Raw genomic sequence first — 19,948 nt, forward strand, 5'->3', positions numbered from 1 at the left:
AGAACGGTCGCTTCCTTTGTACTCACCCTCTCGGGCTTTCCTCCGGGCTTCCCTTCGGCGTTTCAAACTCTATCAGGGTTTTTCCGTCTCTCTGACCACCCTCCTGCGAGCACGCAGAAGCGGATCCAGAGATAGGATCTGACGAGTTTGGGTTCTGTTGAGTCAGGTCGCTCTCGCGTCCCTTCGCCCCAAGCAGGAGTACGACTGTACACGGAGCTCTGAAGGCCGTGCAAATCCACGGGGTTGGTGGTCTAGACCACTAACTGGTAGCTTCTAAACGGAACCGCCACTTCATCTGACATACCCTGCTGCTCAAGGTGCCGTCGGGACAGGCAACGACGGCCCGTAAGCAGCTCCACTCCTTGGGAGGCTTCCCATGACCACCGTGACGTCCCCTCTTGCCGGACGTGCCATCGGACTGGCCGAAGTGCCGGATCCGGTCTTCTCCGGGGCCATGGTCGGCCCGGGCACCGCGATCGACCCCGTGCGTGAGGCCTCCGAGGCCGTCGCACCCGTGGACGGCGTCATCGTCTCCTTGCACCCGCATGCCTTCGTCGTGGTGGACGGGAGCGGACACGGCGTGCTCACCCATCTCGGCATCGACACCGTTCAGCTCAACGGCGAGGGTTTCGAGCTGCTCGTCAACAAGGGCGACACCGTGACGCGCGGTCAGGCCGTCGTGCGCTGGAACCCGGCCGCCGTGGAGGCCGCCGGCAAGTCCCCGGTCTGCCCCGTCGTCGCGCTCGAAGCCACGGCCGAGTCCCTCTCCGACCTGCGTGACAGCGGTGACGTGAAGGCCGGCGACAGCCTCTTCTCCTGGAACTGACGGAACGGCCGTCGCACGACGGCGAACTGGACAATCACCGCGGCGGCGGGACCCGCCGCACTATCGGAGACGGGTGAGATGGAGACAACGCTGCGAGGCGTGGGCGTGAGCCATGGCGTGGCCATCGGCGAGGTTCGGCACATGGGTACGGCGGTGCTGGAGCCGCCGGCCAAGTCGATCCCGGCGGGGGAGGCGGAGCGTGAGCAGGGCCGCTCCCGTCAGGCCGTGGACGCCGTCGCCGCCGATCTGATGGCGCGCGGCAATCTGGCGGGGGGCGAGGCTCAGGCCGTGCTCGAGGCGCAGGCCATGATGGCCCAGGACCCCGAGCTGATGGCGGACGTGGACCGGCGCATCGTCGTCGGCAGCACGGCCGAGCGTGCGGTGTACGACGCGTTCGCGGCGTACCGCGAGCTGCTGGCGGGTGCCGGTGAGTATCTCGCCGGTCGGGTGGCCGACCTGGATGACGTGCGGAATCGTATTGTCGCCCGGCTGCTCGGTGTGCCGATGCCGGGTGTGCCGGACAGTGACCACCCGTATGTGCTGGTGGCGCGGGATCTCGCTCCTGCCGACACCGCTTTGCTGGATCCCTCTCTGGTGCTCGGCTTCGTGACCGAGGAGGGCGGGCCGACCAGTCACAGCGCGATCCTGGCGCGGGCGCTGGGTGTGCCGGCGGTCGTGGCGCTGCCGGGCGCAGGTGAGCTGGCCGAAGGCACGGTGATCGCCGTCGACGGCAGCACCGGCGACATCTTCGTGAACCCCAGCGAGGCGAAGAAGGCGGAGCTGGAGGCCGCGGCCGCCGAGCGCAAGGCCGCGCTGGCCGCCTCGTCCGGGCCGGGTGCGACCGCGGACGGGCACAAGGTGCCGCTGCTGGCCAATGTGGGTGGGCCGGCGGACGTACCGGCCGCGCTGGAGGCAGGGGCCGAGGGGGTCGGTCTGTTCCGTACCGAGTTCCTGTTCCTGGACGACAGCAAGAACGCTCCTTCCGAGCAGAAGCAGGTGGAGGCCTACCGGCAGGTGCTGGAGGCGTTCCCCGAGGGCCGTGTGGTCGTTCGGGTGCTGGACGCGGGCGCGGACAAACCGCTGGACTTCCTGACTCCGGCGGACGAGCCGAACCCGGCGCTGGGCGTGCGGGGTCTGCGGACGCTGCTGGACCACCCGGAGGTGCTGCGTACGCAGCTGACCGCGCTGGCGAAGGCCGCCGAGGGGCTGCCCGTCTACCTTGAGGTCATGGCGCCGATGGTGGCGGACCGCAAGGACGCGCGGGCGTTCGCGGACGCCTGCCGTGAGGCGGGGCTGCAGGCGAAGTTCGGTGCGATGGTGGAGATCCCGTCGGCCGCGCTGCGGGCGCGTTCGATCCTGCAGGAGGTCGAGTTCCTCTCGCTGGGGACAAATGACCTCGCGCAGTACACGTTCGCGGCCGACCGTCAGGTGGGCGCGGTGTCCCGGCTTCAGGACCCGTGGCAGCCGGCGCTGCTGGACCTGGTGGCGCTGTCGGCGGAGGCGGCCAAGGCCGAGGGCAAGAGCTGTGGTGTGTGCGGTGAGGCGGCGTCCGACCCGCTGCTGGCCTGTGTGCTGACCGGTCTGGGTGTCACCTCCCTGTCGATGGGTTCGGCGTCCATTCCTTATGTCCGGGCGACGCTGGCGAAGTACACGCTGGCGCAGTGCGAGCGGGCCGCTGGGGCCGCGCGTGCCGCGGACAGCGCCGAGGAGGCGCGCAGTGCGGCTCAGGCGGTGCTGTCCGGCGAGTAGCCGTAGCGGCGCTGCCGGTGTGCCGGGTTCAGGGGCGTCCCGCCTTCGGGTGGGGCGCCCCTGGTGCGTCCGGTGCGGTGCGGGCGTGTTCGGCGCTCGGGGTGGCTGGTTCGGTCAGTGGCGGTGGCCCGGTGCGGGGCTCTCGTCTCCGAGGTCGGGGGGCCGGCGGTAGTCGACGCCGGATTCCGGGGAGATGAGCTCTCCGGAGACGGCGTCGGTGCAGTAGGCGTCGAACACTTCGGAGGCGGTGAGGGGTTCGAGGTTTCCGGCGCGCAGCCGCCAGCCGTAGACGCCGTCGCTCCTGCCGGGGGCGCTGGTGCGCAGGACCAGTCCGCCGGGGCTGCGGGTGGCGAGGCCGAGGGCGAGGACGCTGGTGAACTCCAGGGCTTCGGCCTCGTCGAGGCGGGTGTCGCCGTGGCCGTCCTGGTCGCCGTGCAGGACGGAGATGAGGGTGTCCGGTGGTCCGGAGACGCTGCACACGAGGTGTCGGTTGCCGGGTGGTGCGGTGTCGAGGATGCGGACCAGGAGGTCGGAGGCGCGGGTGAAGGCCGCCTTGCCGATGTCCTCGCCGCAGGTGGGGCAGGGGCCGAGGCGGGAGAGCAGGGTGGTGGCGTACTCCCAAGTGGCCTGTCGTACGGCCTCGTCCACGAGGTCCGGTAGGAGGGTGGCGAGGGGCCGGCCGTCGTAGGGGATGGTGGGGCCCGTGGCCGCGAGTTCCGCGGTGAAGCGGGTGCGGCTGGCCGGGGCTTCCGGGTCGAGGCCTGCTTGCGCGCAGTAGTCGGCGTAGTCCTCGGGGTCGAACAGGGCGAGTGTGGTGTGGGTGCCCTGGGCGGCGCGGGCCTCGAGGACGGCCTCGACCTGGCGGAGGTAGGTCGTGTGGTCGTCGAAGGTGAAGCTGCGGTAGCGCCGCATGGTGCGGAAGTCGTGTTCGTCGGTGAGCAGGCCGATGGTGCCGGCGATCTCGCGGCACAGGACGCGTCGCATGGTCTGGTGGTCGGTGTGCGCCATGTTTCCCCCAAAGTGCGCAGTCGATCAATGCTCACTCACCGTAACCGGCGGCACTGACAACGGGCCGCGCTGGAGGCGGCCGCGGACCAGGCGGTGCTGGAGTGCGCAGGTCACGGCGATGGTGGCGCCGAAGACGGTCCAGCCGAGGGGGCCGGTGGCGATGGCCGCGGTGACGGCGAACGGTCCGAGGCTGCGCTGGCCCGACTGGGCGAGGCCGTGGACGCCGAGGTAGGCGCCCTGCGCGGTGTCGGGGGCGAGGGCCACGGAGAGTTCCCAGGACACGACGGCGTGCAGCATCTCGGCCAGGGTGAAGAGTGCGGCGGACGCGGTGAGCAGGCAGACCGCCTGGAGGGTGCCGCCGGTTGTGGACAGGGTCATGGCGATGCCGCCGGCGGCGGAGGCGGCGGACAGCGGGACGAGCAGCTTCCGGGCTGCCGAGGTGGTGGTGCCGTAGCGGGCGAGCGGCACTTGGAGGGCGACCACCATCACGTTGTTGAGGACGAGCAGCAGGGGTGCGAGGCCGTGCGGGACGCCCTCGCTGTGCGCGATCCACAGGGGCAGGCCGATCTGGAAGACGCTGTCGTCGAGGAAGAGGACCGTCTCGGTCGCGACGAAGGCGAGGTACATGCGGTCGCGCCAGGGGCTGGTCGGCCCGGCGGTGCGGGAGGCGGTACCGGTGCCGGTGCGGGCGGCGATGCGGCTGCCGGACGGGGGTTCCGCGCAGGTCGGTGTGAGGAGCGCGATCGCCAGGAAGGAGAGTCCGTCGCCGATGAGGAGCCCGTGGTAGGCGGTGGTGGTGCCGAGGGCGAGGGCGGCCGCGGCGGCGAGACCGCCCAGGGCCCATCCGGCGTTGGAGGCGGTGCGGTTGACGGCTTGGTAGCGGACTCGGTCGGGTCCGGCGACGCGGTTGGCGTAGAGCTTGGTGAGGACGCTGGAGGCGCGGTCGCCGAAGCTGCCGAGGGCGGAGATCGCGAGCAGTGGAAGGTAGTGGTCGGTGGCGAGCAGGCCGAAGGTCGCGATCGCGCGCAGGAGTTGGAGTGCGGTCAGGATCCGGGTGAGGGGATGGCGGTCGGCGAGGCGTCCGGCGAGGGGCGCGCCGGCGATGCCGATGGCGCCGGACACGGCGGCGAGGGTGCCGACCTGGGCGAGGGAGAGGCCGGAGACGTAGGTGAAGTACAGGACGGAGACGGATGCCCACAGGCCGTTGCCGATGCGGTCGATGAAGGTGATAAGGAGCATCCGGCGTCCGTCGCGGCCGCCTGGGATGCGGGGCGGCCGGACGGCGGTCTCGGGCTCGGCTTCCACGGTTCCCCCCGGGTGAAGCTTGTCGGAACTTGCCGCGAGTTATGTGTTGATACATAATCGGCAACGTGGCAACACAATATGAGATCGGTGGTACGACGGCCAAGGGAATTGCCGGATCCGTCGAACGGGGTGTGGCGGAGGGAGCGTTGGCGCCGGGGGTCGCACTGCCTCCGGTGCGGCGGCTCGCGGACGAGCTGGGGGTGAGTCCGGGCACGGTCGCCACGGCCTACAAGGAGCTGCGACGGCGGGGCATCGTCGTCACGCGCGGGCGGGGCGGCACCGTGGTCGCTCCGGCCCCCGCGGTCGCGTCGCGCAGGCCGCCCAAGGTGCCCGAGGGAGTGCGGGACCTGGCCGGCGGGCATCCCGATCCGGCGCTGCTGCCCACTCTGCTGCCGCCGTCACATCTTTCCCCGGGCGTCCGCTCCCACCGCTCCGCGCCCCGGCTGGCGCGCCTCGAGGAGACGGTGCGCGACTGGCTGGGGGCGGACGGCGTCCCCGTAGAGCACGTGACGTTCGCGCACGGCGCGCTGGATCTGATCAACCGGGTGCTGTCCGTCGAGTTGCTCCCCGGGGACGGCGTGGCCATGGAGGATCCGGGATATCACCATCTGCTGGATCTGGTCGCGGCGCTGGGGCTGCGCAACGTCCCGGTCGCCGTGGACGACGAGGGGATGCGTCCGCAGGCCCTGCGGGCGGCTCTGCGGGCCGGAGTGCGGGCCGTGGTGCTCAGCCCGCGAGCGCAGAATCCGTACGGTGGATGCTTCTCCGCCGCCCGCCGGAACGCGCTGGCCGAGGTGCTGCGGGACGCGCCCGATGTGCTGGTGGTGGAGAACGACCACGCCTCCGAGGTGGCCGGCGCCGCCCTGCACACGCTGTCCGCCGCGGGTCCGGCCCGCTGGGTGCATGTGCGGACCGTGAGCAAGTTCCTGGGGGCCGATCTGCGCTGGGCGGCCGCCGCCTGTGACCCGGTCACGCTCGCCCGGCACGACGGTCGGCTGCTGCTGACCTCGGGCTGGGTCAGTCACCTGCTCCAGGAGACGGTGCACGGGCTGTTGACCGACGAGGGCACGCGCGCGTTGGTGGCACGCGCGCGTGAGACGTACGCGGTGCGTCGTACCGCGCTGGCCGGCGAACTGGCCGCGCGGGGCATCGCGTCGCGCGCCGCGAGCGGGCTGAACCTGTGGGTGCCGGTGCGCGACGAGTCGGCCGTGGTGAACGGGCTGCGGTCGTACGGCTGGTGGGTCGCGGCAGGCGCGAGGTTCCGCCTGTCGTCGGAGCCGGGGGTCCGGATCGCGGCCGCCGGGCTGGTGCCGGCCGATGCCGCACGGCTGGCCTCGGACTTCGTCGCCGTGCTGGGCGAGTCCGAGGCCACGTACGGCGGGTGAGTCCCGCGCGGTCAGCCGCGCTTGCGGGCCAGTTCCTCGTAGAAGTCGAGCAGGGCGAGGTTGTCGATGGAGCCGGGGTTGACCGCCTTCTCCAGGGGCGTGCCCTGCAGGAGGCGCTTGACGGGGACCTCGATGCGCTTGCCGGTGAGGGTGTGCGGGACGCCGGGCACCTCGATGACCTCGTCGGGTACGTGCCGCGGCGAGAGCTGTTCGCGGATGGCCTGCTTGATGCGGTTCAGGAGTGCCTCGTCGAGCACGGCGCCCGGTGCGAGGTGCACGAACAGCGGCATCCAGTAGCCGCCGTCGGGCTGCTCGATTCCGATGACGAGGGATTCCCTGATCTCGGGCAGGCGCTCGACGACCTCGTAGATGTCGGCCGAGCCCATGCGCACGCCCTGCCGGTTGAGGGTGGAGTCGGAGCGGCCGTGGATGATCACGGTGCCGCGCGAGGTGACCGTGATCCAGTCGCCGTGCCGCCAGACACCGGGGTAGGTGTCGAAGTAGCTGTCGTGGTAGCGGCTGCCGTCGGGGTCGTTCCAGAACCGGATCGGCATGGAGGGCATGGGCTCGGTGACGACCAGCTCGCCGACCTCGTCGACGACGGGACGGCCGCCCGGGTCCCAGGCCTGCAGGTCGGTGCCGAGGCCGGGGGCCTGGAGTTCACCTGTGTACACCGGGAGCGTCGGTACACCGCCGGCGAGGCAGGAGCAGACGTCGGTGCCGCCGCTGACGGAGGCGATCCACAGGTCGTCGCGGACCTCGTCGTGCAGCCAGCGGAAACCGTCGGGCGGCAGCGGCGAGCCGGTGGTGGCGACGCACTTCATGGCGGTCAGGTCGTAGTCGCGCGCGGGGTGGACGCCGGCCTTGCGGCAGGCCATGACGTAGGCGGCGGAGGTGCCGTACAGGGTGGCTCCGGTGCGTTCGGCGACCCGCCACTGGGCACCGGTGTCCGGGTAGCCGGGGCTGCCGTCGTACAGGACGATCGTCGTGCCCGTGAGCAGGCCGGAGACGAGGAAGTTCCACATCATCCAGCCGGTCGAGGTGTACCAGAAGAAACGATCCTCGGGCCCGAGGTCGCAGTGCAGGCCGAGCTGCTTGAGGTGTTCGACCAGGATGCCGCCCTGGGACTGGACGATGGCCTTGGGCAGGCCCGTGGTGCCGGACGAGTACAGCACCCACAGCGGGTGGTCGAAGGGCACCTGCTCGAAGACCGGTTCGGTGTCCCCCGCCGTCAGCGCCGACCACTGCAGGGCTCCCTCGGGTGCCTCGGTGCCGAGCAGCGGGATGTGGACGACGGCGCGCACGGTGGGCAGCTCGCGGCGCAGCTCGGCGACGATGTCGCGGCGGTCGTGCTCCTTGCCGCCGTACCGGTAGCCGTCGACGGTGAACAGGACCACGGGTTCGACCTGCTGGAAGCGGTCGAGGACGCTGCGGGCGCCGAAGTCGGGGGCGCAGGAGGTCCACACGGCGCCGACGGCGGCCGTGGCGAGCAGGGCGACGACGGCCTGGGGGATGTTGGGCAGATAGCCGCTGACGCGGTCGCCGGGACGGACCCCGAGGGCACGCAGCTCGGCCGCGAGGGAGCCGACCTGGCGCCGCAGTTCGGCCCAGGTCACCGGGCGAGGTTCCTGGGTCTCGTCGACGTGCAGCAGGGCAGGCAGGTCCGCGCGGTCGGCCGCGGCACGCAGGGCGTGCTCGGCGTAGTTGAGGGTGGCTCCGGGGAACCACTGGGCGCCCGGCATCGAGCGGTCGCCGAGCACGCGCGCGTAGGGCGTCGAGAACCGTACGTCGAAGAACTCCGCGAGGGCCTTCCAGAAGGTGTCCAGCTGATCGACGGACCACAGGTGCAGGGCGGAGTAGCCGCCTTCGGCCGGGGCGCCGTGGTGCTCGGCGGCCCATGCCTGGAACTGTGTGATGCGGGCCTGGGCGATCCGCTGGGGATCGGGCTGCCAGAGCGGCTGGGGGTTCGCGGTCGACATGGGGCGGCTCCCGGGCTGTGCGCGTCGTGGGCGTCGGTCCGCGCACGGGCTGGGGTGTGTGCGTGACGCGGCTGACAGGGACGATGCCATGTGATCGACTTCTACACCAGGGTGCGCCCCACATAGTCCGTGTCGTGAAGATGTGGTCCCAACACGGGTGAACGGCAGTTGAACGACACGCGCGCGTGGGGTGCTCAGTGGCAGGGTGAGCAGCATGGACGGTCGTGACCTGGTGCGTTCGGTGAGTGTGGTGGGTTCGGGGAGGGCAGCTCGGGGGTTGCGTACCGTACGGGCCGCGTGGCGCAGGCGGCGGATCGACGCCGCCGGGCTGCCGCGGCGGGGTCCCGAGCGGGCGCGGGTTCCGGGTCAGGTGCAGAGCGCGGAGCCGGGCCCGGGCGGCGGGCTGATCCGGTTCGCCCGGTCCGAGCTGCGGATCACCGTCGCGGTGAACGGGGCGGTTTTCTGGGGCTGGGACGGGACGGGCCCCCAGCCGTCGTACGCGCTCGCGGGCGGCTCGCCGGAGCCGGATCCGCGGGCGGTGCTGGAGCCGGACAAGGACGGTGGCTGGCGGGTGGTCGCCGAACGGGTCACGGTCACCGTCTCGCGGCACGGCGCGGTCGAGGTGTGTACGCCGGGCGGCGTGACGCTGCGGCGGGATCTGCCGCCGCGCTGGTGGGAGCCGGTCGGCGGGGGCGCGGCACGGTGGATGCAGCGGTCGGAGGTGGCGGCCGACGCCCGCTTCTTCGGTCTGGGCGGACGGGCGGCCGGGCCTCGGCTGCGGGACGGCTCGTACCGGCTGTGGAACACCGATCCCGGGCGGCCGTTCCGTCCGGGGGACGATCCGCTGTATCTCACGATGCCGATACAGCTCGTGGTGGCCGACGCCGGCACGCATCTGGTGTTCCACGACACCACGTGGGACGGCACGGTGGTGCTGCGCGAGGGCGAGGAGGGAGCCGGGTCGGGCCACGACCGGACGGGGCGCTGCGAGGTGCGCATGGACGGCGGGCCGCTGCGCTGCTGGGTGGTCGTGGGCACCCCCGCGCGCGTGCTGCACACCTGGGCCTCGCTGACCGGCGCACCCGCGCTGCCGCCCGCGTGGGCGCTCGGTCACCATCACGCGCGGTGGGGTTTCGGCAGTGAGCAGGAGGTGCGCCGGATCGTCGCGGGCTACCGGCGGCACGGGCTGCCGCTGGACGCCGTGCACCTGGACATCGACCACTACGACGGCCACCAGGTGTTCACGGTCGACCAGGAGCGCTTCGCGAAGCTGCCCCGACTCGCCGAGGAGCTGCGGCGGGACGGGATCCGGCTGGTGTCGATCGTCGATCCGGCCGTGAAGGCGGCGCCGGGCAACTCCGTGTACGACAGCGGCACGGCAGTGGACGCGTTCGTGCGGGACGCCTCGGGGCGCACGGTGCGCGGTGTGGTGTGGGCCGGCGAGTCGGTCTTCCCCGACTTCACGCGCGCGGGTGTGCGCAAGTGGTGGGGCGGGCTGTACGAGGAGCGGCTCGCCCAGGGCTTCGCGGGCTTCTGGCACGACATGAACGAGCCGACGTCGTTCAACGCCTTCGGCGAGCCGACCCTGCCGCGTTCGGCCCGGCACGCCCTGGAGGGACGCGGGGGCGACCACCGGGAGGCGCACAACGTGTACGCGCTGTGCATGGCGCGAGCGGGCTACGAAGGGCTGCGCGAGCTGGCCCCCGGGCAGCGGCCCTTCCTGTTCTCCCGCTCCGGCTGGGCGGGGCTGCAGCGGTACGGGGGCACCTGGTCCGGGGACGTGGCGACGGGCTGGCCGGGGCTGCGGGCGTCGCTGTCGCTGGTGCTGGGTCTCGGGCTGTGCGGGGTGCCGTACTCGGGCCCGGACGTGGGCGGTTTCGACGGCAGCCCGTCGCCGGAGCTGTATCTGAGGTGGTTCCAGCTCGGTGCGTATCTGCCGCTGTTCCGCACGCACGCGAGCCTGCGGGCCGGGCGCCGGGAGCCCTGGGAGTTCGGTCCCGAGGTGCTGGAGCACGCGCGCGTGGCGCTGCTCGAACGGCGGCGGCTGCTGCCGTACTTCATGACGCTGGCGCATCTGGCCCGGCGCACCGGCGCGCCCTATGTGCGGCCGCTGTGGTGGGGGTCGCCGGAGGAACGGGCGCTGCGCGACTGCGAGGACACGTTTCTGCTCGGGGACGCTCTGCTGGTGGCTCCGGTCATGGACCCGGGTGCGGACCGGCGTGCGGTGCAGCTGCCGCGCGGGCGCTGGTACGACACGGTGACCGGGAAGGCGTACGAGGGACCGGCGCAGGTGCTCGTCGACGCGCCGCTGTCGCGGATACCGGTGTTCGCGCGCGCGGGTGCCGTCGTTCCGGTGCGGGGCGCCGACGGCGGTCCGGAGCTGGAGGTGTGGGCGCCCGCTCCGGGGCGGACCGGGGGCGGTCTGGTCGTGGCGGACGCGGGCGACGGGTGGGACGAACCGGAGCCGGAACGCTACGTCGCCCGCCGCCAGGGCCGGGAGGTGGTGGTCTCACGGGAGCGGGAGGACGGCTCGGGTGAGCCGCCCTACCCGGTGCGGGTGCGGGGGCTGGAGTGAGCCGCGCGGCTCAGAGGTACCGGCCCTCGAACCAGGCCCGTACGGCCACGGTGTGCAGCGGGAAGGCGAGTTCCTCGGGCCTGCGCAGCAGGTGCCAGCCCTCGGTCTCGTCCGTGGGCTCGGCGGGCGGGAGCCCGTCCACCGGACGCTCCGGGAGCAGCCCGAACAGCAGCAGGTGGCCGTCGGGCGAGCTCATGGCGTCCACGAGTCGCACGTCGCGTGCGGCCGCGTCGATGCCGGTCTCCTCCTTGAGCTCGCGTACGACGGCCTGCTTCCAGTCCTCCCGGTCGTCGACGTAGCCGCCGGGCAGTGCCGTGCCCCCGCGCGCGGGAGCGATGGTGCGGGTGATGACGACCAGGGCGGTGCCCTTGGTGTCGTACACGGGCTGGAGCGCGATCGCGACCGGCAGCGGATTGCGGTAGGCGACGGTCCCGCAGGACGGGCAGGTGCGCGGCCAGCCGGAAACGCCCTCTCCATAGGGCGCTCCGCAGCTCGAACAGTGCGAGTTCGGTACGGAGTTGACAGTTGAGTGGTGAGTTTCGGACACGCGCGGACTGTATCCGATCGGTGGAGGCCCCTCTTCCGGAGGACGCTCAGTCAGCGGCGGTGAGCGACTTCCAGGACACAGGGAAGTCGAAGTAGGTGTCCGGGTAGGGCTCCGGCTGGTACGTGTAGTGCCACCACTCCTCGGCGAGGTTCACGAATCCGGCACTCTCCAGGGTGCTCTTGAGCAGGAGGCGGTTGGCGCGCTGTGCGCCCTGGATGCGCGGGTCGAGCGTGTGCGCGAGGGTGTCGAAGCAGTCGAAGCCGGTGCCCATGTCGACGGAATTGTCGGGGAATCGATCCCTCTTGGGCGCGAAGCACGGCACGAGCGGCTCTCCCGGGTGGTAGGGGCGGGTCGGCCTCGCGGGGAGTTTCACGATCGTGAGGTCCATGGTCGAGCCGCGGCTGTGTCCGGACTTCTCGGCGATGTAACCGTCCTCGAACAGGCGGGTCTTGTCGACGTTGGGATAGAACTCGCCCTTTGTCGCCTGGTCGCCGAGGTCCTCGGCCCAGCGGACGAAGTGGTTCACGGCGCGCTGGGGCCGGTAGCAGTCGTAGACCTTGAGGGTGTAGCCCTTGCGCAGCAGGGTGAGCTGCGCCTTGTGGAGGGCTCGGGCGGCCGGGCGGGTGAGGATGCAGATCGGCTGCTCGTAACCGTCGACGCGCCGGCCGACGAAGTTGTGCGGGGTGAAGTAGCGCATCTCCTGGATGATCGTCGGGTCCACGGCGCTCAGGGCCACGAACTCCTTCGGCGCGCCGGTGTCCGCCCCGGCCCGAGCGGAGGCGGAGGCCCCGGTCATGGCCAGCACGGTCGCGAGGGCGGTGACGAGAGCGCGGACTGCACGGGTGAGTCGGGTCATGCCTCCAGCGTCTATCAGGTGCGCGCTCCGGCCGGGAAGCGGGCGGGTCCGATTCACCCTGCCCATTTCCGGATGCCCGTGCCACACTGCTGACGCATCGTCAGATTTCGAGGTGGGGAGGGAGCTTGTCCCGGACACGCACACCCGCGGTCGACGGATGGTTCACCGGCGGCGGTGACGGTTTCAGACTTCTCGGCACCCGCTGCTCGTCCTGCGCCACGGTGTTCTTCCCGCGCGAGGATGTCCACTGTCGCAATCCGTGCTGCGTCGGCGGCTCCCTGATGGAGACACCCCTTTCACGAAAGGGGCGAATCTGGTCGTACACGGATAGTCGATACCGTCCACCGTCACCCTATGTGAGCAACCCGGAACTTCCGTGGGAGCCCTACGCGTTGATCGCGGTGGAGCTGGCCGCCGAGCGGATCGTGGTGCTGGGGCAGACGACCCCCAAGATCACCGTCGCCGACCTGGCGGTGGGCATGGAGGTGGAGGTCGTCCCGGGAGTGCTCCACGAGGACGCGGAGACGACCTGGACGACGTGGCACTGGCGGCCGACGGGGGTGAGGGCATGACGAGGGACGTGGCGGTGCTCGGCGCGGGCATGCACCCATGGGGCAAGTGGGGACGTTCCTTCGTGGAGTACGGGACAGTGGCGGCCCGCGCGGCGCTCGCGGACGCCGGGCTCGACTGGCGGGACATCGGCTCGATCGTGGGCGCGGACACGGTGCGCGCCGGATATCCCGGCCATGTGGCGGGCGCGACGTTCGCCAAGGCCCTGGGCTGGCAGGGCGCCAGGGTCGCCAGTGTGTACGCGGCGTGCGCCTCCGGTGCGCAGGCGATCGCCACGGCACGGGCACAGATCCTCGCCGGGCTCGCGGACGTCGTCCTCGTGGTCGGGGCGGACGCGGCGCCCAAGGGCTTCTTCCGGCCGGTGGGCGGGGAACGCCCCGATGATCCGGACTGGCTGCGCTTCCGCGTGCTGGGCGCGACGAACCCGACGTACTTCGGGCTGTACGCGCGGCGGCGGATGGCGGTGCACGGGGACACACCCGAGGACTTCGCGCTGGTCAAGGTGAAGAACGCCGCGATGGGCGCGCTGAACCCGAACGCCCGCTACCGGGGGCGGGTCACCGCCGAGGAGGTCGCCGCTTCCGCGGTGGTCGCCGATCCGCTGCGGCTGCTCGACATCTGCGCCACCTCCGACGGCGGCGCGGCCCTGGTGCTCTCCAGCACGGACTTCGCGCGCCGGCGCGGCGTGACCCGTCCGGTGCGGATACGGGCGGTGTCGACGGTGACCCCGCGCTTCCCGAACACGGTGCTGGACCTGCCGGACATCGCCACGGACTCCTCGGTCGCCGTGCAGCCCGCGGACGAGACCTTCCGCGCGTCCATCGCCCGCGCGGCCTACGAGGAGGCGGGCATCGGCCCGCAGGAGCTGTCCCTGGCCGAGGTGTACGACCTGTCCACCGCGCTGGAGCTGCAGTGGTACGAGGATCTGGGGCTGTGCGGCGAGGGAGAGGGGGCGAAGCTGCTGCGGGAGGGGGCGACAGGCCCGGGCGGGCGGATACCCGTGAACGCCAGTGGCGGGCTGGCGTCCTTCGGGGAGGCGGTGCCGGCCCAGGCCATCGCCCAGGTCTGCGAGCTGACCTGGCAGTTGAGAGGCACCGCGGGCGAGCGTCAGGTCGCCGGGGCGCGCGTGGGGATCTCCGCCAACCAGGGGCTCTTCGGGCACGGGTCGTCGGTGGTCGCGGTGCGATGACGCGGCACGAGGAGAGCCAGGAGGAGAGCGGGGAGAGCGGGGAGAGCAGGGTGTGACAGCAGTGATCACAGAGGTTGTCCACGCTGTGTGATCACCCCGGAATCCTGCGTGAACGTCTCATGAATTGCGCCTGGGCGCATCCGAGCGGCGAAATCATGCTTCCGTGCACTCCTGGACGGACACTCTCCGCTTCGCCTTCCAGCCGGTGGTCAACCTGAGGACCGGCGCCGTCACCGCACTGGAGACACTCGCCCGCCCGGAGAGCGGTGACATCCTGGCCGAGGCCCGTCGAGATCCCGAACTCGACGGAAGGCTCACGGTGTTGGCACTGCGCGCCGCGACGCGCAAGGAGACCCTGCTGCCGCTGCACCTCAACGTGTTCGCCGCCACCCTCGCCGACCTCGGCGGCCTCACCCCGCTGCACGACGCCGTGCGGGCGGCCGGGCGCATGCCCTGGGAAGTGACCCTGGACGTCGTCCCGCCCTACACGCACGTGCCGCACCGGGCCCTGCTGGAGGCCGTGGCCGCGCTGCGCGAGCAGGGGTTTCGGATCAGCGCGGACGGCATCGGGGACAGTGACGTACCGCTCCGGCTGCTCACCGACCTCAACCCCGACCTGGTCAAGCTCGACGCCTCACTGCTGGCCCGGCCGGCCGCTGTGCGGGCGATGCGGACGCTGTGCGAGGAACTGGGCGCCCTGGTCGCGGTGGAGGGTGTCGAGACCGAACTGCAGTGCGCGGCGGCGCTGTCCGCCGGGGCGCAGCTGGCCCAGGGCGAGCTGTTCGCGCCGCCGGCCCGGATTCCCGCCGCGGACGTATACGTTCCGCCCCACTCCCCCGGCGCCGTCGCGGTGCCCCGGTCCGGGCCGTCGGTGCGGGAGTTCGTGCGTCCGGCCGCCATCCTGCCGGTGACCGCCTCGGCGGGTCAGGTGCGCGCGCTGCTGACCGGATCGCCGGACGTCTCCGGAGTGCTGCTGGTGGACCAGGCCGGCCGGCCCGTGCGATCGGTGCACCGCTCGCGCTTCCTGCTGTCGATGTCCGGCCGGTACGGGCACGCCCTGTACGCCGACCGACCGGCCGTCAAGCTGGGGGACGCGCCCCGCGCGGTCGGCGTCGACGCCACCGCCTGGGAGGTGCTGGACGTCGTCGCGATCGGCGGCCGGGACCGGACCTCCGACGATGTCGCGGTGGTCGACCGGCACGGCCGGTGCGTGGGCGTCGTACGGCTCGCGGACCTGGTGCGGGCGCTGGCCGAGAGCCGGGTCGAGGAGGCGGCCGGGCTCAATCCGCTGACCCGGTTGCCCGGTTCGGACACGATCACGACCGAGGTGGACCGGTGGATCGCGGACGGCCGGACCTTCGCGCTCAGCTGGCTGGACATCGATCACTTCAAACAGGTCAACGACGGGGCCGGGTTCGCCGCCGGCGACGAGCTGATCCGGTCGGTGGGGCGGGCGCTGCAGCGGGCGGTCGTGGGACACGCGCGCGTGGGCCACATCGGCGGGGACGACTTCCTGCTGCTCGCCGACGAGGAGGCGCTCGATCCGCTGGTGGGCGCCGTCCTCGACGTGCCCTGGGCGGCGGGCGACCGGCCGGTCACGCTCTCCCTCGCGACCGTCGTGTGCGCGCCGGGAAGTGTGGGCGATCACCGCCAGGCCGCCGCCCAGCTCGCTCCGCTGAAGCAGGCGGCAAAGGCGCTGCGCGGGGCGAGCTGGGTGCTGGGGCGCGCCGGGCTGCCCGGCCACGAGGTCCGGCGCGGCCCGGGGGAGGCGCCGGCGCAGGCCGGATACGCGGCCGCCGAGCCGGGGTGGTGAACATCCTTCCCGTACATGACCGTTGAGGCCCGGTTCACCGCCCGTCGTGAGCCTGCGGCGCCGGCACGGCCGCCGGACGAGTCGCTGTCACCGTCGCCGTCGGCAACCTTGACGCCCCCGTGACGCCGGTGAACACTTCCGGGTGTCGGTCGACATCGCCGTACATTCTCGGCGTTATCAGGCACTGCGCCACGGGTCCGTCCTGCTCCACGGCCCGTCCCTCCCTGGCGATACGGCTGCGACGGCACGCTGGTCACGGACGCCTGGCGGGGCGCGGGGCTCCCTGCCTTCGGCCGACGTAGCCAAGGGAACCTTCCTGCACGGAGAGCCGGGGCCGAGCGCCCCGACCGGCGCCAAGGGAGCCGCCATGAGCAACGGACACATCTTCGTCGGCGAAGTCATAGGCACCGCGATCCTGATCCTGTTCGGTGCCGGCGTCTGCGCCGCCGTCACCCTCAGACACTCCAAGGCTCGGGCCGCGGGGTGGGTCGTCATCGCGTTCGGCTGGGGCTTCGGAGTCCTCGCGGGCGCGTACACCGCGGCCCCCCTCTCGGGTGGGCAGCTCAATCCGGCGGTCACCCTCGGTATCGCCGTGGACTCCGGGAAATGGGGCAAGGTCTGGGTGTACCTGCTGGGCCAGATCGTCGGGGCGATGCTCGGTGCCGTCCTCGCGTACCTGGTGTATCTCGCCCAGTTCCAGGCCAACGTCCGCGCGGAGGGCTCCACCGAGGACACCGCCGACGGCACGGCTGAGGGCACCGTCGAGGAGCCGGTGGCGACCCTCGGCATCTTCTCGACCATCCCGGAGATCCGGAACCCGGTCGCCAACCTCATCACGGAGATCATCGCGACGATGGCCCTCGTGCTGCCCGTCCTCGCCTTCGGGCTGACCAAGGGGCTCGGCCAGTCCGGCACGACGGTGCTGATCGTCTCGCTGCTCGTCGTCGGCATCGGCCTCTCCCTCGGCGGGCCCACCGGATACGCCATCAACCCGGCGCGCGATCTCGGCCCGCGTATCGTGCACACCTTTCTGCCGATCCCGAACAAGGGCACGTCCGACTGGGGTTACGCCTGGATCCCGGTGGTCGGCCCGCTGATCGGCGGGGCACTCGCGGGCCTCGTGTACCACGCGGCCTTCTGACCCCGCACGCCGCTCTCCCCCTCGTACGTGCCCCCCCACTGACCAGCGACCCGACCCAGCGACCCAGGGACAGCCATGACGGACACCGCCGACACCTACGTCGCCGCCATCGACCAGGGCACCACGTCCAGCCGCTGCATCGTCTTCGACCACAGCGGCGCGATCGTCGCCGTCGACCAGCGCGAGCACCGCCAGATCTTCCCCAAGCCGGGCTGGGTGGAGCACGACGCGACCGAGATATGGTCCAAGGTGCAGGCCGTGGTGGCCGGAGCGCTCGCCAAGGCGGGGCTGCGCGCGGACCGGCTCAGCGCGCTCGGCATCACCAACCAGCGCGAGACGACGGTCCTGTGGGACCGCGCCACGGGCAAGCCCGTGCACAACGCGATCGTCTGGCAGGACACCCGTACTGCCGCGCTGTGCACCGAACTCGGCAGCGCGGACGGCCAGGACCGCTTCCGCGAGCAGACCGGGCTGCCGCTCGCCAGCTACTTCTCCGGGCCGAAGGCGGCCTGGCTGCTGGACCACGTGCCGGGCCTGCGAGAGCGGGCCGAACGCGGCGAGATCGCCTTCGGGACCATCGACTCCTGGCTCATCTGGAACCTCACCGGCGGCCCCGACGGCGGCCGGCACGTCACCGACGTCACGAACGCCGGCCGCACCATGCTGATGAACCTGGAGACCCTCCAGTGGGATCCCGCCATCCTGTCGGCGATGAACGTGCCCCGGGCGGTCCTGCCCGAGATCAGGTCCTCCGCCGAGGTCTACGGCACGGCGGTCGGGCAGCTCGCCGGTGTGCCCGTGGCCTCCGCGCTGGGCGACCAGCAGGCCGCCGTCTTCGGGCAGGCCTGCTACGACGTGGGCACCGCGAAGAACACGTACGGCACGGGCAGTTTCCTGCTGCTGAACACCGGCGACCGACCGGTGCCGTCCAAGAGCGGGCTGCTGACGACACTCGGCTACAAGATCGGCGACGAGGCTCCGGTGTACTGCCTGGAGGGGTCCATCGCGATCACGGGCGCGCTGGTCCAGTGGTTCCGCGACCAGTTGGGGATCATCCGCAACGCCGACGAGATCGAGACACTGGCGGCGAGCGTCGAGGACAACGGCGGCGCCTACGTCGTGCCCGCGTTCTCCGGCCTGTTCGCGCCCTACTGGCGCTCCGACGCGCGCGGCGTCGTCACCGGGCTCACCCGGTACGTCACGAAGGCGCATCTGGCCCGCGCGGTGCTGGAGGCGACGAGCTGGCAGACCCGGGAAGTCGTGGACGCCATGTATCAGGACTCCGGGGTCCGCATCTCCACATTGAAGGTCGACGGCGGCATGACGAAGAACAACCTGCTCATGCAGCACCAGGCGGACGTGCTCGGGGTGCCGGTGATCCGGCCCCAGGTGTCGGAGACGACCTGTCTGGGTGCCGCCTACGCGGCCGGTCTGGCGACGGGAGTGTGGCACGACCTGGACGAGCTGAAGGCGCACTGGCAGCGGGACGCGGAGTGGACACCGGCGATGGAGGCATCGGTGCGCGAACGCGAGTACCGCAACTGGCGCAAGGCGGTGGAGAAGAGCTTCGGCTGGCTGGAGGAGGACGGCGCGTAGCGGCCGGCACGCAGGAGCTGCCGTAGCGGGAGTTGCGGGAGCGGGAGCCGCGGGAGAAAGCCGGCGCACGCGCGCGTGAGCGTTCCTCACCGGACCACGGCCCGTACCCCGGTCGGCGGGGGACGGGCCGTGCCCGCCGGTCAGCCGAGGGCGGGCTGGCGGCGGTCCGTCGCGTGGTCCATCGCGTGCTGGACGACTCCGACGAGGACCTCCTTGACCGATCCCCGGTCACGGGCGTCGCAGAGCAGGACGGGTACGTCGTCGTCCAGGTCGAGGGCCTGCCGGACGGCCTCGGCCGGGTAACGGGCCGCTTCCTCGAAGCAGTTGACACCGACCAGGAAGGGTATGGAACGCCGCTCGAAGTAGTCGACGGCGGCGAAGCAGTCCTCCAGCCGGCGCGTGTCGGCGAGGACGACGGCGCCGAGTGCGCCCTCGGACAGCTCGTCCCACATGAACCAGAACCGCTCCTGCCCGGGCGTGCCGAAGAGGTAGAGCACCAGGTCCTCGCGCAGGGTGATCCGGCCGAAGTCCATGGCCACGGTGGTGGTGTGCTTGCTCTCCACACCGTCGGTGTCGTCGACCGGGCGCCCGGCCTCGGAGAGCTGCTCCTCGGTGCGCAGCGGCCTGATCTCGCTGACGGCCCCGACGAGCGTCGTCTTGCCCACGCCGAAGCCACCGGCCACCAGGATCTTGAGCGTGACGGGCTCGACCGGGGGCTTGCCGCGCTCAGTACGCCCGAAGATCATCGGTCTCTTCTCCTGCTTGATGGGGGTCGGGCGGCGGCCGGCCGTGGCCGCCGCCGGGGGTGTTCGAGGCCCGGGACGACGGGCGACGGGCCGCTCCGGCCCGGGCCGGGGAGCGTACCGCCGGTCCGTCCGGGCAGGTCGGCGTCGCCGCTCCCCCGCCGGGCGGTGGGCTTTTCGGGACGGAGCGGAAGGGGTCGTGCCAGGGCGGTGAGGCCGTTCGGCGGCGGCCGGCCGTCACGTCGGTACTCCCCTCCCGCGCCCGTCACAGCGCCCGCAGGCCGCTGATCACATCGCGCAGAATGCGCTCGTCCGGCAGTTCGGCCGGCGGCACCGGGCGCGTGACGTGGACCAGTTCCGCGTGCACGAGGTCGCCGATGAGCACCCTTACCACGCCGATCGGCAGGGCGAGTTCGGCGGCGAGTTCGGCGACCGACTGCGGTGCGTCACGGCAGAGCCCGACGATCTCCACGTGCTCGGGCGACAGCGTCGGGTCCGCCTCCGGATCGCCCGCGTCCGGTTCCGTGACGACCAGCGCGATCAGATCGAGCCGGTGCTGGGCCGGACTCGAGGTGCGGCCACGCGTCATGGCGTACGGGCGGACGACCGGTCCGGCGTCGTCGTCGAACCAGTGGTTTCTTCCCTGACCGTCTTCGCTCATGTCAT

16 protein-coding genes are annotated in these 19,948 nt (G+C 71.9%); 9 read left to right on the forward strand and 7 right to left on the reverse strand.

The features are described from left to right. Nucleotides 1-376 precede the first annotated feature (376 nt). Both AQI95_RS27680 and ptsP read left to right on the forward strand, forming a co-directional pair. Entirely contained in the window at nt 377-826 is a 450-nt protein-coding gene (locus AQI95_RS27680; protein WP_067129511.1) for a PTS sugar transporter subunit IIA, read from the forward strand. 78 nt (nt 827-904) lie between these two features. Further along, nucleotides 905-2,575 carry a phosphoenolpyruvate--protein phosphotransferase gene (ptsP, locus tag AQI95_RS27685; protein WP_067129513.1) on the forward strand — a complete coding sequence of 557 codons (1,671 nt, stop codon included), beginning with the start codon at nt 905-907 and terminating at the stop codon, nt 2,573-2,575. Nucleotides 2,576-2,689: 114 nt separating this feature from the next. Here ptsP and AQI95_RS27690 read toward each other — a convergent pair whose 3' ends face one another. Together AQI95_RS27690 and AQI95_RS27695 are read right to left on the reverse strand one after the other, a co-directional pair. Beyond that, the gene (locus tag AQI95_RS27690) at nt 2,690-3,583 is read right to left on the reverse strand and encodes a hypothetical protein (protein WP_067129515.1); all 894 of its coding nucleotides are present in this window, start codon (nt 3,581-3,583) and stop codon (nt 2,690-2,692) included. A gap of 24 nt (nt 3,584-3,607) precedes the next feature. Beyond that, nucleotides 3,608-4,822: an MFS transporter gene (locus tag AQI95_RS27695; protein WP_067130277.1), complete on the reverse strand. Its 1,215-nt coding sequence runs from the start codon at nt 4,820-4,822 to the stop codon at nt 3,608-3,610. Nucleotides 4,823-4,953: 131 nt separating this feature from the next. Between AQI95_RS27695 and AQI95_RS27700 the strand changes: the two genes are divergently transcribed. Beyond that, complete coding sequence (locus AQI95_RS27700; RefSeq protein ID WP_067129521.1) at nt 4,954-6,273, forward strand: aminotransferase class I/II-fold pyridoxal phosphate-dependent enzyme; 1,320 nt, start codon at nt 4,954-4,956, stop codon at nt 6,271-6,273. An 11-nt stretch (nt 6,274-6,284) separates the two neighbouring features. Here AQI95_RS27700 and AQI95_RS27705 read toward each other — a convergent pair whose 3' ends face one another. After that, nucleotides 6,285-8,252, reverse strand: coding sequence for an acetoacetate--CoA ligase (locus AQI95_RS27705; protein ID WP_067129523.1), 1,968 nt, complete (start codon nt 8,250-8,252; stop codon nt 6,285-6,287). 214 nt (nt 8,253-8,466) lie between these two features. Here AQI95_RS27705 and AQI95_RS27710 point away from each other — a divergent pair, with 214 nt between their 5' ends. Continuing rightward, nucleotides 8,467-10,827, forward strand: coding sequence for a glycoside hydrolase family 31 protein (locus AQI95_RS27710; RefSeq protein WP_079071506.1), 2,361 nt, complete (start codon nt 8,467-8,469; stop codon nt 10,825-10,827). 10 nt (nt 10,828-10,837) lie between these two features. On the opposite strand, the gene AQI95_RS27715 is transcribed toward AQI95_RS27710, so the two are convergent. Both AQI95_RS27715 and AQI95_RS27720 read right to left on the reverse strand, forming a co-directional pair. Beyond that, entirely contained in the window at nt 10,838-11,374 is a 537-nt protein-coding gene (locus tag AQI95_RS27715) for an NUDIX domain-containing protein (RefSeq protein ID WP_067129526.1), read from the reverse strand. A gap of 46 nt (nt 11,375-11,420) precedes the next feature. Further along, nucleotides 11,421-12,230, reverse strand: a complete 810-nt coding sequence (locus tag AQI95_RS27720; protein WP_079071507.1) for a M15 family metallopeptidase — start codon at nt 12,228-12,230, stop codon at nt 11,421-11,423. A gap of 125 nt (nt 12,231-12,355) precedes the next feature. On the opposite strand from AQI95_RS27720, the gene AQI95_RS27725 reads away from it, so the two are divergent. From AQI95_RS27725 to glpK, 5 genes are all read left to right on the forward strand, one after another. Beyond that, nucleotides 12,356-12,802, forward strand: a complete 447-nt coding sequence (locus AQI95_RS27725; protein WP_067129528.1) for a Zn-ribbon domain-containing OB-fold protein — start codon at nt 12,356-12,358, stop codon at nt 12,800-12,802. Next, nucleotides 12,799-13,989: a lipid-transfer protein gene (locus AQI95_RS27730; RefSeq protein WP_067130285.1), complete on the forward strand. Its 1,191-nt coding sequence runs from the start codon at nt 12,799-12,801 to the stop codon at nt 13,987-13,989. Before AQI95_RS27725 ends, AQI95_RS27730 begins: the two co-directional genes overlap by 4 nt. A 163-nt stretch (nt 13,990-14,152) precedes the next feature. Further along, nucleotides 14,153-15,802 carry a GGDEF domain-containing protein gene (locus AQI95_RS27735; RefSeq protein ID WP_067129530.1) on the forward strand — a complete coding sequence of 550 codons (1,650 nt, stop codon included), beginning with the start codon at nt 14,153-14,155 and terminating at the stop codon, nt 15,800-15,802. A 367-nt stretch (nt 15,803-16,169) separates the two neighbouring features. Beyond that, on the forward strand, nt 16,170-16,943 hold the full coding sequence (locus tag AQI95_RS27740; protein ID WP_067129532.1) for an MIP/aquaporin family protein: 774 nt from the start codon (nt 16,170-16,172) through the stop codon (nt 16,941-16,943). Nucleotides 16,944-17,018: 75 nt separating this feature from the next. Next, nucleotides 17,019-18,539: a glycerol kinase GlpK gene (glpK, locus tag AQI95_RS27745; protein ID WP_067129535.1), complete on the forward strand. Its 1,521-nt coding sequence runs from the start codon at nt 17,019-17,021 to the stop codon at nt 18,537-18,539. Between the two features lie 140 nt (nt 18,540-18,679). On the opposite strand, the gene AQI95_RS27750 is transcribed toward glpK, so the two are convergent. Continuing rightward, on the reverse strand, nt 18,680-19,285 hold the full coding sequence (locus tag AQI95_RS27750; RefSeq protein WP_067129538.1) for a GTP-binding protein: 606 nt from the start codon (nt 19,283-19,285) through the stop codon (nt 18,680-18,682). A gap of 262 nt (nt 19,286-19,547) precedes the next feature. Continuing rightward, entirely contained in the window at nt 19,548-19,943 is a 396-nt protein-coding gene (locus AQI95_RS27755) for a DUF742 domain-containing protein (RefSeq protein ID WP_067129540.1), read from the reverse strand. Nucleotides 19,944-19,948: the final 5 nt, after the last annotated feature.

The sequence above is a fragment of the Streptomyces yokosukanensis genome (assembly GCF_001514035.1).
GTDB classification, from domain to species: domain Bacteria; phylum Actinomycetota; class Actinomycetes; order Streptomycetales; family Streptomycetaceae; genus Streptomyces; species Streptomyces yokosukanensis.